Annotated in this window: 12 protein-coding genes; 9 read left to right on the top strand and 3 right to left on the bottom strand. The window is 62.8% G+C overall.

What is annotated here, in order from left to right; translation table 11 throughout:
- Window positions 1-59 precede the first annotated feature (59 nt).
- A complete protein-coding gene (locus tag AC3A6P_RS31670; RefSeq protein ID WP_487696342.1) occupies window positions 60-1334 on the top strand; it encodes a flavin-containing monooxygenase in 1275 nt (424 codons plus the stop codon).
- A 133-nt stretch (window positions 1335-1467) separates the two neighbouring features.
- Here the strand turns inward: AC3A6P_RS31670 and AC3A6P_RS31665 are convergent, their stop codons facing one another.
- Window positions 1468-2211, bottom strand: coding sequence for a VOC family protein (locus tag AC3A6P_RS31665; RefSeq protein ID WP_487696341.1), 744 nt, complete (start codon window positions 2209-2211; stop codon window positions 1468-1470).
- The gene (locus AC3A6P_RS31660) at window positions 2208-3335 is read right to left on the bottom strand and encodes a PucR family transcriptional regulator (protein ID WP_487696340.1); all 1128 of its coding nucleotides are present in this window, start codon (window positions 3333-3335) and stop codon (window positions 2208-2210) included. The genes AC3A6P_RS31665 and AC3A6P_RS31660 overlap by 4 nt, the downstream gene beginning before the upstream one ends.
- Window positions 3336-3596: 261 nt before the next feature.
- Here AC3A6P_RS31660 and purU point away from each other — a divergent pair, with 261 nt between their 5' ends.
- From purU to AC3A6P_RS31630, 6 genes are read left to right on the top strand one after another with little or no spacing between them, the layout of a single operon-like run.
- Window positions 3597-4445: a formyltetrahydrofolate deformylase gene (gene purU / locus AC3A6P_RS31655; RefSeq protein ID WP_487696339.1), complete on the top strand. Its 849-nt coding sequence runs from the start codon at window positions 3597-3599 to the stop codon at window positions 4443-4445.
- Window positions 4438-5115 (top strand): NAD(P)H-dependent oxidoreductase, encoded by a 678-nt coding sequence (locus AC3A6P_RS31650; protein WP_487696338.1) that lies wholly within the window; start codon window positions 4438-4440, stop codon window positions 5113-5115. The genes purU and AC3A6P_RS31650 overlap by 8 nt, the downstream gene beginning before the upstream one ends.
- Complete coding sequence (locus tag AC3A6P_RS31645) at window positions 5112-5474, top strand: nuclear transport factor 2 family protein (RefSeq protein ID WP_487696337.1); 363 nt, start codon at window positions 5112-5114, stop codon at window positions 5472-5474. Before AC3A6P_RS31650 ends, AC3A6P_RS31645 begins: the two co-directional genes overlap by 4 nt.
- Before the next feature lie 33 nt (window positions 5475-5507).
- Window positions 5508-6620 carry a glycine cleavage T C-terminal barrel domain-containing protein gene (locus AC3A6P_RS31640; protein WP_487696336.1) on the top strand — a complete coding sequence of 371 codons (1113 nt, stop codon included), beginning with the start codon at window positions 5508-5510 and terminating at the stop codon, window positions 6618-6620.
- Window positions 6621-6644: 24 nt separating this feature from the next.
- Window positions 6645-7520 carry a methylenetetrahydrofolate reductase gene (locus AC3A6P_RS31635; RefSeq protein WP_487696335.1) on the top strand — a complete coding sequence of 292 codons (876 nt, stop codon included), beginning with the start codon at window positions 6645-6647 and terminating at the stop codon, window positions 7518-7520.
- A 35-nt stretch (window positions 7521-7555) separates the two neighbouring features.
- Window positions 7556-8998: a purine-cytosine permease family protein gene (locus AC3A6P_RS31630; RefSeq protein ID WP_487696334.1), complete on the top strand. Its 1443-nt coding sequence runs from the start codon at window positions 7556-7558 to the stop codon at window positions 8996-8998.
- 499 nt (window positions 8999-9497) lie between these two features.
- Here the strand turns inward: AC3A6P_RS31630 and AC3A6P_RS31625 are convergent, their stop codons facing one another.
- Complete coding sequence (locus tag AC3A6P_RS31625) at window positions 9498-11579, bottom strand: hypothetical protein (protein WP_487696333.1); 2082 nt, start codon at window positions 11577-11579, stop codon at window positions 9498-9500.
- A gap of 123 nt (window positions 11580-11702) precedes the next feature.
- Between AC3A6P_RS31625 and AC3A6P_RS31620 the strand changes: the two genes are divergently transcribed.
- Together AC3A6P_RS31620 and AC3A6P_RS31615 are read left to right on the top strand one after the other, a co-directional pair.
- Window positions 11703-12113 (top strand): helix-turn-helix domain-containing protein, encoded by a 411-nt coding sequence (locus tag AC3A6P_RS31620; RefSeq protein ID WP_487696332.1) that lies wholly within the window; start codon window positions 11703-11705, stop codon window positions 12111-12113.
- Between the two features lie 95 nt (window positions 12114-12208).
- On the top strand, window positions 12209-14089 hold the full coding sequence (locus tag AC3A6P_RS31615; RefSeq protein ID WP_487696331.1) for a hypothetical protein: 1881 nt from the start codon (window positions 12209-12211) through the stop codon (window positions 14087-14089).
- Window positions 14090-14140: the final 51 nt, after the last annotated feature.

Raw genomic sequence — 14140 nt, 5'->3', positions numbered from 1 at the left:
CACACGGAAATGAAACAGCTAACCCGCGTGCACAGTGTGCGGTGAATTCGGAGGTCGGGATGTCAACCCAGAAGGTCGAAGTTCTCGTGGTCGGGGCGGGACAGGCCGGTATCGCGATGAGTGAGCATCTGACCTCGCACGAGGTGCCTCACCTCGTGCTCGAGCGTGCCCGCGTCGCGGAGCGGTGGCGGTCGTGGCGCTGGGACTCGCTGGTGGCAAACGGACCGGCATGGCACGACCGGTTTCCCGGTCGCCGTTTCGACATCGATCCCGACTCCTTCGCCACCAAAGAGCAGGTAGCAGACTACTTCGTCGCGTACGCAGAAGCGTTCGAGGCGCCCATCCGCACTGGTGTCGATGTGCAATCTGTGCGAAAGCTGCAGGGGCAAAAAGGTTTCGAGGTTCAGACGTCCGAGGGGCTGCTCCATGCAGAGTACGTGGTCGCGGCCACCGGTGCGTTTCAGAATCCGGTGATCCCGAAGGTGGTTCCGGACTCCACTGGCATCACTCAGCTCCATTCGAACGAATACCGCAACCCGCAGCAGTTGCCTGCCGGCGCCGTGCTGGTGGTCGGCGCCGGGTCGTCCGGGGTGCAGATCGCCGCCGAACTGCGCCAGTCAGGACGGCAGGTCTACCTCGCGGTGGGACCGCACGATCGGCCCCCACGCAGCTATCGAAGTCGCGACTTCTGCTGGTGGCTCGGAGTTCTCGGCAAGTGGAACATGCTGACGCCACCTCGAGGGGCCGAGCATGTGACGATCGCAGTCAGCGGAGCCCAGGGTGGACACACCGTCGACTTTCGTGCACTTGCTTCCGGCGGAATCACTCTTCTGGGTATGGCCAGATCGTTCGAAGACGGTGTGCTCACCATCGCCCCGGATTTGAAGCGCAACGTCGACAACGGCGATGCGAGCTATCTGTCCATGCTCGACGAGGCAGATGACTTCGTCGCGCGTAACGGTCTCGACCTCCCGGAAGAACCAGAAGCGCGGCTGTTCGGCCCGGATCCGGACTGCATCACGAATCCGGTCCTCGAACTCGACCTCGCAGCGGCAGGTGTCACCGCCATCGTCTGGGCAACCGGGTACGCAGCCGATTACAGCTGGTTGCAGGTCGACGCTTTCGACGACAAAGGCAGGCCGCTGCACCAGCGCGGGGTGGCCGCGGAGCCGGGAGTGTTCTTCCTCGGCCTGCCATGGCAGACCCGTCGGGGGTCGAGTTTCATCTGGGGTGTCTGGCATGACGCGAAATACCTCGCCGACCAGATCGCCATCCAGCGCGGCTATCTCGCCTACCGCGCCAGTGCTTCATTCGCTCCGGCCGCGAACGGCTGACGGCTCGGTATGACTGAGGGTGATGGCCGGTTGGCGAATGCCACTCCTCGGGGACCGTGCGATCCACGATGGCGCCTCGAGTCGCACGGCACTCAACACTCTGTCTGCGTGGCCGGCCCTCAACGCCACCCGATCAGAGGCACGTCGGGATGATCGTCGCGCTGTCCTGCCGGCAAGCCTCCAGTGACGCACCGTCCCACAACCCGACCAGAGCGCCGAGCGGATCCATGACCACCGCATAGGCGCCGGTCGGGCTGGGCGTGGTGGGCACCACCACCAGTCCGCCCAGTGTGGTCGCCCGGGTGACTGCTCGTTCCACCTGGTCGAAGTACAGGTACGGCATCCAGTGCTCGGGCGTCCCTGGAGCGAGGAACGAGGACCTGTCCAGCATTCCTGCCACGTGTCGGCCTTCGGAACTGAACTGAACATAGTCGACGGGGTCGTCGGGCAGGACGTCGACGGTGACGTTGAAAGTCGTTGAATAGAAGTTGCATTCGTAATCCAGATCGCCGGTGTAGAGATCGGCGAGGATGACGTCGCCGACGGCCGGAGTGGACGTGATGAACTCGGGCCCGGCGCCGGACAGCCCGAATCTGACCCCGCGGGGGTCCTCCAACTCGACGACGGCGGTCTGCTCGACGGCTCCCAGTACCCGCGCACCGGCTGCCACACTGCGTGTGATGACCGACTCGACGTCCGTCGCGCCGAAGGCGACCAGCCACGAGGCCGGCTGTGTGGACTGCAGAAAGGAGAGCCGCGTCCGCGCGGGTGCGGTCAAGGCCTGGTAGAACTCCCGCGAATCCTCGATATCCGGAGTGCGCATCCACAGTCCATTGACTCCCCGGACCGTGCCGTGCACGGTGGCATCCGCCGTCACGCCTCGCCTCGCCTCATCCGTTGTTCGTCCTGCTCCAGCTCGTGACCGCGGGTCGCGATCCAAAAGTGCAGTCGTCCTTCGAACGTGTCGGGCGACCACCCGGTCAGCTGTTGGATCAGTTTCAGCCGATAGCGCAGCGTGTTGCGGTGTATGAACAGCTGCGCGGCGGTGTCGGTGACCGAACAGTCGCACCTCAGGTACGTGACCAGAGTATCGAGTAGTCCGCTCTCGGATTCGCGATCGTGGGTGACGATGGGCTCGAGTGCTTTTGTGCTCAACGCCACCAAGGGCAACCGGTCGGACAGCCCGAGCAATAGATATCCGAGGTTCAGCGGTCTGGCGCTGGACACCGCATCGCCACGCGAGGCGTCCCGCGCCTGGTGGTAACTGATGGTCAGTGACAACGGGTCCGGAGCCGGGGGTCCGATTCCCACCGACGCGCGGTGTTCGATGGTCCTCAAATGCTGTAACAGCGCCGAGGCCACTGCGCCGACCCCGTCGGAATCGGGTACCACCAAGACGATTTCGTCATCGATGGTGGCGCGGACATAGGGATCACCTGTGCCGTTGAGCAACGCATGAAGGTTCCAGGGACGCATGCTCAGATCGGCGCCCGCGCTGTCACATCGGCCGACCACCACCGTGTAGGGCCGGTTCGCCCCGATGTCGATGCCCACCGAAGCGAGCCGGCCACGCGCCTCTGCACCTCGCAACAGCCCGCCGAAGATGTCCTCGAGAATCTGAGAGGCGAGTTCTCGGCGGCCGGCGAGATTGGCCTGCAGCCGCGCGAGCTCCAGTCCCGCCAGCTCGGCTGCCATATGGCACAGATCGGCATGCTCATCGTCGCCGTGCACCAGCATCAGCGCCTCGACGGTGCCGGACATTGCCACGGGGTGAACGTTGACGACCGGATCACCCAGTGTCGTGGTGCCGGGCGTCCAGCGGGGGACATCAGCCAGTGGCCACTGCGCTCGGGTGGGCGCCGACGCCAACAGACTCCCACGCATGTCGACGAACGCGGCAGGGCCGGCGGTAACCCGTCGCACCACCGTGACCAGGCCCGCGAGGCCAGTACCTTGATGGACGGCGTGACTGAGAGCCAGCATGTCTTGGGCGATGGTCATCGCCGTCACAGTCCTCTCGTCGTGGTTGCGCTCAGATCCCGCACTGTTGTGACGCTATGCGCGTGAACATCGGCCTCGCCCCATGATTGTGCACGTGCACCAATCATCTCGGTCTTCTCGCGTTGCACAGTTGTTGGCAACCGCGTAACCAGATCGGCCCCTCATCGGCCACCCACGCGGACCGACACCTCGAATCCTAAGTTGGTGAGAAATATGCGGCAGGCGTCGGCTGTACCAGCCGATACCGACACAGACACGCTGATGACGACCATTCGGATCCTCGCGGCCTGTCGTGACCAACCAGGCATCATCGCCGCGCTGACGTCGCGGATGGCCGATATCGGCGGGAACATCCGCGAGTTGAGCCAGTTCATATCGGACCAGCAATCCGGGATGTTCTTCCTGCGACTGACCCTCGACATTCCCCGTGACGTTGTGCACGCAGCCAACGCTGTGATGTCCGAGATCGGCGCTCGGTTCCGGATGGACTACCGGACCGCGCCGGCGGACCGGCGCAAGCGGATGGCGATCCTGTGTTCGACGGGAGACCACTGCGTTCTCGACCTGCTGTGGCGCGTACAGAACGGTGACCTCGCGGTGGACGTGCCGCTGGTCATCTCCAATCACGATCAGCTGCGGGACCGGGTGCAGAGATTCGGGGTCCCGTTCGTGCACGTACCGGCGAACTCTGCAATCCGCCCGCAGGCCGAGTCCCGGATGCTCGAGCTGTTGCGCGAGCACCAGATCGACTTCGTGGTGCTGGCCCGTTACATGCAGATCCTCACCGATGGCTTCCTACGTGACGTCGGCGTGCCGGTGATCAACATCCACCATTCGCTGCTGCCTGCCTTCGTCGGCGCCCAGCCGTACCAGCGGGCCTACGAGCGCGGCGTGAAGATCATCGGTGCCACCGCGCACTACGCCACCGCCGAACTGGACGCCGGGCCCATCATCGAGCAGGGCATCGAGCACGTCGGCCACACCGACGACACCGCGACCATGCAGCGCCGAGGGAAGAACGTCGAGCGCAACGTGCTCGCTCGAGCGGTCGCCCTGCACGTCGAGGACCGGGTGCACATCCACCAGAACCGGACCATCCTCCATGTCTGAGTCGGCCATCGGCACCTCCCACACGTTAGTGGTGTCGTGTCATCCGAAGGCCGCCTCGTTGGGTAGACAGATCCTGGCCCATTACACCGCAGGCCTAGCTGCGGCCGAGCGTCACCACGAGGTTGCCGACCTGTACGGCGAGGGCTTCGATCCTGTGTTCAAAGCGCAGGACTACGCCCAGTTCGAGGGGGGAAGGCTGGAGTCCTCGCTGCTCGAGGAACAGGCCAGGGTGGACCGCGCCGACGAAATCGTGATCCTCAGCCCGTTGTGGTGGCTGGGGTTCCCGGCCATGCTCAAAGGCTGGTTCGACCGGGTGTGGAGCAACGGCTGGGCCTACGAGTTCGCCAACGACCCCGAAGGAAGTCTGCTGAGGCCGCGACCCTTCACGTTCCTGCTCACCACCGGCGGGTCGGCGCACACGTTCCGCGAGCGGGGTTACGCGGCCGCATTGGACTGCTTGGTCCGCGACGGCATCCTGGGTTGGTGCGGTGTCAGCGAATCCCGCTTGATGCTGTTGCACGACAGTGGTTTCGACGACGCGGCCACCGCTGCCCACACTTGTTTCGCCCGCGCGTTCGGCGAGACAGGCGTCACCGCGCTCGATGGCGTCGCCCCGGCTCACATCACCGTCCTCGACAACACCAGTGACCGGAAGGGTCAGAACCGATGAATGCCGAAACTGCGATCAGAAGCCTCGCGCAGGCCTGGATTCGCCGCGATAACAACGCCATAGCCGAGATCTTCGGCGAGAACGGCATTTTCATTGATCCGTTGCACACGCGGCCGCTAGTGGGTGCCGAGGATGTGCGGTTGACCAACCAGTCAGCAGTCGACGAGCTCAGCGACGTCGATGTCCAGCTCTACTGGATCATCGGCAGCGACGAAAGAGCCTGTGCCGAAGGACGAATGACCGCCATTGTGATCGCAGACGGATCAAGGATGGACTTTGAGTTCGCCATGATCGCCGAGACCGAGTCGGGTGTCGTGACTCGCGTCGTCGAGTACTTCGACACCAACCGGCTTTCCTGAACCAGGCAGTAAGAAGCACTAGGAAGGAACATCATGACCACCTTGACCCGTCAGAACTTGCTGTACATCACCCGCCGGTCACCGTACTTCGAGCGCACTCTGCAAGAGGGTGCCTTGGAGTGGGGAGTGTACAACCACACCTACATGCCGTTCGTATACGCCAACGACCCCAGGGCCGAGTACGACGCCATCGTCGGCGGTGTGACGTTGTGGGACGTCGGCGCTGAGCGCCAGGCCGAGTTCCGTGGACCTGATGCCCTGAGGTTTGCCGATTACCTCGCACCTCGCGATCTTTCAAAGCTCCCGGTCGGCGGCTGCAAGTACTCACCGTTGTGTGACCAGAACGGCAAGATCATGTCCGAGATGATCATCCTGCGTCCCGCCGAGGACGTCGTGTGGTTCTCGCACTCCGACGTCGATGTCAGCCTGTGGGCCTACGGCCTGGCCAAGGCCGGCGGCTTCGACGTCACAGTCAAAGAGGCCGACGTGGCTCCCTTTCAGGTGCAGGGTCCGCTCGCACGTGAGGTCCTGGTACCGCTGGTCCAGGGAGACCTCGCTTCCCTCAAACGGTTTCATTGCATGACCACTGAACTTGCTGGCGTCGAGGTTGTCATCTCCAACACCGGCTGGAGCAAGGAAGCGGGGTACGAGGTCTACCCTGTCGGCACGGCTCACGCCGTCGACGCCTGGGACGCGGTCCGCGAGGCCGGGCGTAAGCACAACATCTTGGTGACCGGTCCCAACCTGAACCGTGCTGTGGAGCAGGGGATTCTGGACACCCAGTACGCCACCAACTCCGACATGGATCTGTTGGAAGCCGGCTTGGGTGGGTTCCTGGACCTCGACGGAGCGGACTTCATCGGGCGCGACGCACTGCGGAAGGTCCGCGATGCCGGACCGGCCCGCAAAACCATCGGTCTGGTCTCCGACCGCGAAGAGTGGCCGCTGTTCGAATCGTTCTGGCCCGTTGCCGACGAGTCAGGTGCAGAGATCGGCGTCGTCCGCTGGGCAGTGTGGTCCTATGCACTGGACCGCAACATCGCCGTCGCGCTGGTGCCTTCCGACGTTCCCGCCGATGCCAGGCTGATCATCAAGAGTCCCGGCGGGGATCATAGCGCCACATCACACAAGATCCCGTTCATCTGATCACTACCTGGAGGACCTCGGATCGTGTCCACTTCACCGGATGCACGCGGTTATTTCCCCGTCGGGGGGCGGTGGGATCCAGCCACCATCCGGATCGAGCTGATTCCGCTGAAATCGGTGTACGAGCATCTTGATGCACTGTCGCCCGGAACCCGACTGTCGGTGACCTGTTCACCGAAGCACGGTCTGGGCGCCACGCTCGAGCTGGTCACCGAGCTGCGCCGGCGTGGACACAACGCAGTACCGCACATCGCTGCGCGCCAACTCCGCAGCCACGAAGAACTGCGCGAGCTGGTGGCGCGGTTCGATGACCTCGGCGTTACCGAAGCGTTCATGATCGGTGGCGATGCGCACCATGACGGACCGTTCGTCGAGGCCTTGGCGGCGGCGAAGGCGTACAGGGAGCTGAGCACCGCGATCCGCGGATTCGGGTTCGCCGCCTACCCCGATGGGCACGGGCTGGTGGACCGGGAACGGTTGGCCCAGAGCCTGCATCGAAAGCAGGACTTCCTCCGGGACGCCGAGTTGTACGGCCACCTGTCGACCCAGATGTGCTTCGACGCTGCAGCCATCGCCTCGTGGTCGGTGGAACTCCGCGAGTCAGGGATCGAGCTGCCCGTGCACCTGGGGGTGCCAGGACACGTCGACCGGATCAAACTGGCCAAGATCTCCGCCCGGCTCGGGGTCGGCAGCTCGCTGTCCTATCTCAAGAAGAACAAGTCCTCGGCGCTGAAGCTGATGGGGGCATCGCATTTCGAGCCCACTGACCTCATCGTCGAGGTGACGAAGCGCAACCCGGCCGCGATCGCCGGCTTGCACGTCTTCTCGTTCAACAATGTCGAACTCACGAAGCGGTGGCTCGACAGTTTTGCCGGTGGGCAGCAAGTTTGGCCGAGCTAACCGTTTTCCCATACCCCTCGAGAAAGACCAACGTCATGGCCGAAATAGACAGCAGCACAGTAGAAGCACGGACTGTAGAGCACATCCCCCTCAATGAACGACATGGGAAGGCCCGCGACCTTTTCACCATCTGGTTCGGTACCGGTTTGACACTGGCCGCCACCGCTACTGGCTTCCTGAGCACCACCATCTACAGCCTCCCACTCTGGGCGGCGGGGCTGATCATGGCCGTGGGCTGCCTCGTCGGCGGGGTTGTCATGGCGCTCCATGCCGCTCAGGGACCACAGACCGGCGTCCCGCAGATGTTGCAGACCAGGGCACAGTTCGGTTCGTACGGAAGTCTTTTGGTGATTGTTCTCGTAGTGCTGATGTACATCGGATTCTTCGCGTCGAATTTGGTGCTCGGCGGGCAGTCGGTCGCTGCAGTCCTGCACATGCCGGACAATCTGGGGATTGCACTCATCGGAGTGGTCGCTACGCTCGCCGCGGTGGTGGGGTACAAGTTCATCCACCGCTTCGCCGGTCTGATGAGCATCGTCGCGGGCTTGGGTATCACAGTCGCCTTCATTTGGATGCTGGCGGTCAACGGGGTGCCTGAGACCACCTGGTCGGCAGGCAACGTGACGACATTCGGTGTCATGGGCACTCTATCTCTGTCGGCGCTGTGGCTGATCTCTTGTGCGCCTTTTGTATCCGACTACACGCGCTACATGCCCAAGGATACCGGTGTGAAGCCGGCGTTCTACGCGACCTACTGGGGCGCGGTTCTCGGTGCGATCGTACCGATGATGCTCGGTGCCGTGATCGGTGCCGCCGCTGCCGAACTCGGGCCTGTCGAGGGGCTGGCGCAGTTGACCAGTGGCGTGAGTGCGTTGGTGATCATCGTGATCAGCGTGGCGCTGATCTCGCAGAGCGCGATGTTCGTCTACTGCGGCTCGTTGTCGACGATCACCATCGGCCAGACCCTGTTCGCCAACTGGGTACCTCGGGCGATGAGCCGTGTCATCACCGCGACGGTGATCTTCGTGGTGGCCTTGGCGGTGGCGTTATTCGGGGCGGACAACTTTCTGGTGAACTACACCAACTTCCTGCAGATCCTGCTGTGTGTGCTGATCCCGTGGACCGCGATCAACCTGGTGGACTACTACGTCATCAAGCACGGTCACTACGACATCGCCGCAATGTTCGAACAGGACGGCGGCCGCTACGGCAAGGTCAACGGTCCCGCGGTCGTCTCCTACTTTGTCGGTATTGCCGTCCAGGTACCCTTCCTGAGCACCGCGCTCTATGTCGGTCCGCTAGCGGAACGGCTTGGCGGAGTCGATGTTTCCTGGATTGTCGGACTCATCGTGACCTGCCCGTTCTACTACGTGCTGATGGGCCGGTTCGGTGACACCGACGACAGCCCTTCCACCTCGACGGCGGTGCGATCTGCACTAGCCGAGCTCGCGCTCGATGAAGACACTCGATCAAGGTAGATGAATCGGGGTACGTACCGTTTCCCGATCTGCCTGAGGGCGAGAAACGAGTCCGTGGATTCGTCACCAAGTCGGCGACAAGACGGATGTCAGGATCAAGGCAATTGGCGCAACAGTGCAGCTCGCGACATACCCGTATGTCACATTGCGTGGCAACCGACACGATAGATGCCGGCCCACCACGGCGCCCCCATCTACTGATTCCTCAAAACAGGCAGCAAGGGTGTGCACGTGGGGTGCAGTCAGGAAACGCGCTTGCGGCCGTAATCGCAGGGGTGACGGCCCGAGAAGAACGCTCACCTCACAGGCAGGCAAGTATCAACGACTTCGACCTGTTCAACCACCACCCTGTCCTGGCGATTCGTCCCAGGACATCTCCGGAACGAAGCTCAATCGCAGGTAGGGGAGTGCAGATGGTGTTTGAGGACGAGGGGATGGTGAGGCCGAGTAGCTGGAACGGGGCATACCCCGCCGGCTCTGCAGTGAAAGTGTGTGTGCTTCACGAGCCGGTTTCGGGCGAGGTGAATATCTGGCCGTCGAGAGTGGTGGTCATTGTGCCGGAGATTGTCGGCGGTTGCGCGAGACCGGGTGACTGGACGACGAATCCATTGGTACCGGTAGATTTTCGCGTACCAGAGTGCTCGCCCGACAGTGTGATGTCAGAATGCCAGGTGTAGCGCAGTGGTCCTGTCTCCTTGATGGATTCTTCGATGCCGTCCACGACTGTGCGGCCGTCGGAGCTGTATCCGCGGTATGTGACCTTGACGCGGTTGACCGCCGTACCGTGGCCTGGGAAAGCGGCAGGGCCGTGGGCGATTTCGACGTTCGCTGATCCTTGCACTCCGGTCAGTGTGTAGACACCAGCTGCTACCTCGGGCCGTTTGGGTGGCAGTGGGTCTCCGACCTGGTACTCCAGACCCCACGGGATGCTGTCGGGCACGGGTTGTGGTTGTGGCTGAGGGGGTAGCGGCTCCCGGTCAGTGAGCCGCGCGATCATCAGCCGTGACATCCGTCCGCCGGGCTCTGTCGACATGGGGCAGGGTGCAGGCTCGGGTGTCGTGTGCGCACAGGCCGGCGGGCCGACCAAGAGCTGGTAGTACGCAATTGCGGTGCCGTCTGGGGACCAGGCGGGGTCGGCTCCGGCATTCCACAGCGGGTCGCTGATGCCACCGTTGCCGGGAGTGGTGTCGCCACCACCGTTGAGCTGATAGCCGTCGTGGATTGTGCTCTGGCCGGATTCTGGCGACCGTCGCTCGTCGAGCTCGATTACATAAGGCTGGAAGAATCTTCTACCACTGGTGTCGTCGTTCGGGGAGACACCGGGGGCGGGCGGAAGCCCGTACTGATTGTTGTACAGGTTGCCGATGGCGCTTCCGGCCGCGAGATCTACCAGAGGCGGGACACCCGGCAGTGCGCTGGCGAAGTACATCCGTCCGTCACTTTCGGGCTGATTGGCCCCTGGCTTGCCGGTGTGGTTGTCCACTCGCCCGTCTGCGAGAACCAGCGCGGTGTCATCCGGTGCCATCACTACGGGATCTGTATATGCCGGGTCACGGCTGAATCGTGTTGATTCTCCCGAGGTCAGATCGGTGGCAAAGATGTCGAAGTTCCATGACTCCTGTGTACCGATACCGAGGGCAGCGGTGCCGTCGTTGGTGAAGCCGCGGAATTCGCCGATGACACCGGCACTCTCGGCAAGGTGCAGCTGACCGGGCTTTTCATCGGTGGGTGGCTGCGCCACCTCGATGAATCGACCTGATGTGCCCGGACTTTCGCCCAGGAGGAAGGACACGTTGCTCACCTCGTAGGCCGGCGGGTTTGCTGCACCGTTGAAGGTCATGCGTCCAAACGCACCGAATTGGGTCGCGTCTGTCATGCCTGCAGTGAGGAACATCTGGTTCCAGCCCAGGTGCTCATTGTCGGGATGCAATCGTAGTTCCCGCATTTGACCACCGTTGGGTGAGGGGAAGGGAGAGCGAATGGGGTAGATGTGGGTGGTGTTCGCCGTCGGGTCGCAGTCGATGACGTCCACCGTCCCGCAATCCAGCACGTTCCTGCCGAACTTGACCCGCTTTCCGTCGCGAAATGCCTCCGGGTAAGAGACGTCAGTTGTGTCGTTCGCGCCGAGCCGGTTTCCCTCGGATACGCCGCAGGTGAGGCACTTCCAGCCGTCCCCATTGGGAAACAGTGCGCCGTCGGTCTTGACCAGGATCAGCTGAGGTCCGGTGAAGACGGAGTCGGCGGAGGCTCCCGCGTACGTGATCCCGGCCAGTAGATGGTGGCTGTCCCAGGTGAAGGTTCGGAGCCCGCGAATGCCGTCTCGACCGGCACTGATGCAGCCGGTGCCGTTGGCATTGGCTGCGTGATCACAGCTGCCGGCGGTCGGCGTCGGTGCCGTCGGCGGCAGAGGTAGATGCTCGATGACAACAGACGTCGGTGGAGGGCTTGTAACTGTGGCCTCGGATGTGCCTTCAGCGCGTTCGGTAGCGGTCGTCTCGATTGGTGCGCTGCAGCCTGTCAGCGTCAGGGTAAGGAGGATGAGGAGCGCGTAGCCGCGGCGCGCTGTGGTGGCAATTGACATGAGAAGCGGCAATACCTTTCGGTTGTCGAGTTGATCAGGCCGTCGCCGGCTGGTTGGACGGGGCGGGCACAAAACCAAAGATACATTGAAAAAAATGCATTTTTAGTGAGCTATAGTCACGGGGTGGACCGCCAACGAATGCACTTGCTCGGCAAGCGGCTGATCGCACTGTCCCGTCAGGTCGATCTAGAGCCGCAGGATGCGATGTCCAATCCAGCGGAACGCCTGGTGCTCGGCGACGTTGCGCTGTACCCGCGCAGCGCGATCGGCGATATCGTTGGGCGGACTGGTTTCACCCAAGGCTACGTCTCGAAGTGTGTAGCGGGATTGAGTGATCAAGGCCTGGTCACGACCGTCATCGACGAAGATGACCGGCGCCGCACCCTGGTGGAGCCGACCGCCAAGCTGACGAGGGCAATCGCTCGGCGCACCCTCCCGCTCGACGAGCTGGTCGCCGGCGCCATACCAGTGGGCAAGGACCCCAAAGGTGTCATCGCGCTGCTCGACGAACTCGCCGATCTGTTTATTCCGTGATCAGGGTCGGTCTGAGCCTGGTCATGCTGGCGGCCACGATCGGCTGCAGCACACCACTGCCGCGTGCATGCGCGGCGTCCGATGAAGGAACGGCGATGGTGATAACCGGCGACTGTGTGGATGAAGAGTACGAACGGCCAGTGATCGACATCGAGATCGAAGCCTCTGAACCTGTTGCACATCAGAAGATTTCGGGGCACTTCACCGGCACGGACGTTCGTTTCAACATCTATCTGCCGCCCCAGGAGCAATGGCAGGGCCGATTCTTTCAGAGTGTCTACCCGCTTTACGACGAGAACGCCACCGATCGGGCGATCACGTTCGCTGCCACCAACGGCGGGTATGTAGTCCAGACCAGCAGCAGCGGGGGATACCGCGCAGACGCAGCAGCCGCGAAACTCTCACGCGAAATCGCACAACGCCATTACGGGACATCGCAACATATCTACGGATACATCTGGGGTGGCAGCGGGGGGTCGTACCAAACCGTTGGTGCTCTCGAAAACACCACGGGCGTATGGGATGGTGGTGTGCCCTACATCGTGGGAGACCCCAGTTCGATTCCCAACAACTTCTTCATCCGTGTGTTGGCGCGCCTGATCCTGCGCGACAAGGCACCGCTGATTGCCGACGCAGTGGCCCCCGGTGGTCATGGCGACCCTTATGGCTCCCTCGACGACGCCGAGCGTGCCGTGCTACGCGAGGTCACCGCGATCGGGGTCCCACTGCGGGCGTGGGAGGACTACCGCTACCTTCTTGGTCTAGACGCTGCCGACGGTTTGCTGGGTTTCGCCGACCAGGTCAGGCTGGCGGATCCGACCTATAGCGAAGACTTCTGGACGCAACCGGGATACCTCGGAACCGAGAGTTCGCCGCTGGGTCAACGGATCAGAGACCTTCGTCTTGACCGCGAGGTCACCATCGACCGGGTCGAGGTCCTCGACGGCGGTTCGGACGTTGAGCTCATGGTGGCGGGACTGCCCAACACCGGCTACGCCGGGATAGTGGATATCGACGTCCCGTCTGTCGAGGGGTCGTCGGTGCGGGGGACCCTCGATTCAGGCACCGGTTCGGTGACCGTTTCCTCCGTGGCCGGGGACAAGCTGCACCGGGGTATGCGCATTCGGGTTGATAACAACTGGTACTTGGCATTGGCGACCTACGCCCGTCACCAGGTACCTGATCGCCCGGGGTTCGACGTCTACGATCATTACCGCGCCCACGATGGAAGTCCGCGCTATCCGCAGCGGGCGTGGCTGGCGGGTGCTGCGATTTCCCAAGGCGTCAGCGGTGGCGGAACGCACACGGGCAACGTCAACGCAAAGATGATCATGGTCAGCAATCTGCTTGACGCCGACGCTTTTCCATGGCACGGCGACTGGTACAGCAGGCAGGTCCGCGCGGCGGTCGGCGATCGATACGACGACATTTTCCGCCTGTGGCTCAACGACAACGCCGACCACATAGCCCCTGGGCGGACACCTCGGCTGATCGACTACACGGGGATATTGGAACGCGCATTGCTCGATGTTGCAGCGTGGGCTGAAAAGGGCCGTCCGCCTGCAGATTCGACATCGATGAAGGTCGTGGACGGACAGGTCGTGGTTCCTCCATCAGCGGCGGAGCGCCGCGGTGTGCAGCCAACGGTCCATCTGACAGCCAATGGAGCCAACAGCGTTCAGGTCAGTGTGGGCGAGACGGTGAATTTCCGTGCTGAGATCGACATGGCCGGCGATTCCAGCAAACCAGCTGAACTTGCGTGGAACCCCTACGGCGTCGACGGCCCGTTTACCGAACCTTCCCAACTGAAACAAGGTTCAATGTCGCACAACGCTACCCAACGCGTCAGCTATGACAGGCCGGGGGTCTACTTTCCCTCCGTCCAGCTGATCGAGCGCGACAAGATGCAGGTCGATGATTCGGTTGCGGCGATCTACGCACTGGGTCGGGCGAGAGTTGTTGTCACGGATCGCTGACGTCGAAGTAGCGGCGAAAGGTCAGATTTCGTCGGCTGGAGGCAGATCTCG

The organism is Mycobacterium sp. Soil_C_30 (genome assembly GCF_057656995.1).
The sequence above is the reverse complement of the archived record's forward strand: the minus strand, read 5'-3'. Positions and strand labels throughout refer to the sequence as shown.

Coding starts and splice junctions, on each gene's coding strand:
- purU (WP_487696339.1), top strand. CDS start 3,597: ATGACGACCATTCGGATCCTCGCGGCCTGTCGTGACCAACCAGGCATC.
- AC3A6P_RS31630 (WP_487696334.1), top strand. CDS start 7,556: ATGGCCGAAATAGACAGCAGCACAGTAGAAGCACGGACTGTAGAGCAC.
- AC3A6P_RS31650 (WP_487696338.1), top strand. CDS start 4,438: ATGTCTGAGTCGGCCATCGGCACCTCCCACACGTTAGTGGTGTCGTGT.
- AC3A6P_RS31670 (WP_487696342.1), top strand. CDS start 60: ATGTCAACCCAGAAGGTCGAAGTTCTCGTGGTCGGGGCGGGACAGGCC.
- AC3A6P_RS31615 (WP_487696331.1), top strand. CDS start 12,209: ATGGTGATAACCGGCGACTGTGTGGATGAAGAGTACGAACGGCCAGTG.
- AC3A6P_RS31660 (WP_487696340.1), bottom strand. CDS start 3,335: ATGACCATCGCCCAAGACATGCTGGCTCTCAGTCACGCCGTCCATCAA.
- AC3A6P_RS31625 (WP_487696333.1), bottom strand. CDS start 11,579: ATGTCAATTGCCACCACAGCGCGCCGCGGCTACGCGCTCCTCATCCTC.
- AC3A6P_RS31645 (WP_487696337.1), top strand. CDS start 5,112: ATGAATGCCGAAACTGCGATCAGAAGCCTCGCGCAGGCCTGGATTCGC.
- AC3A6P_RS31640 (WP_487696336.1), top strand. CDS start 5,508: ATGACCACCTTGACCCGTCAGAACTTGCTGTACATCACCCGCCGGTCA.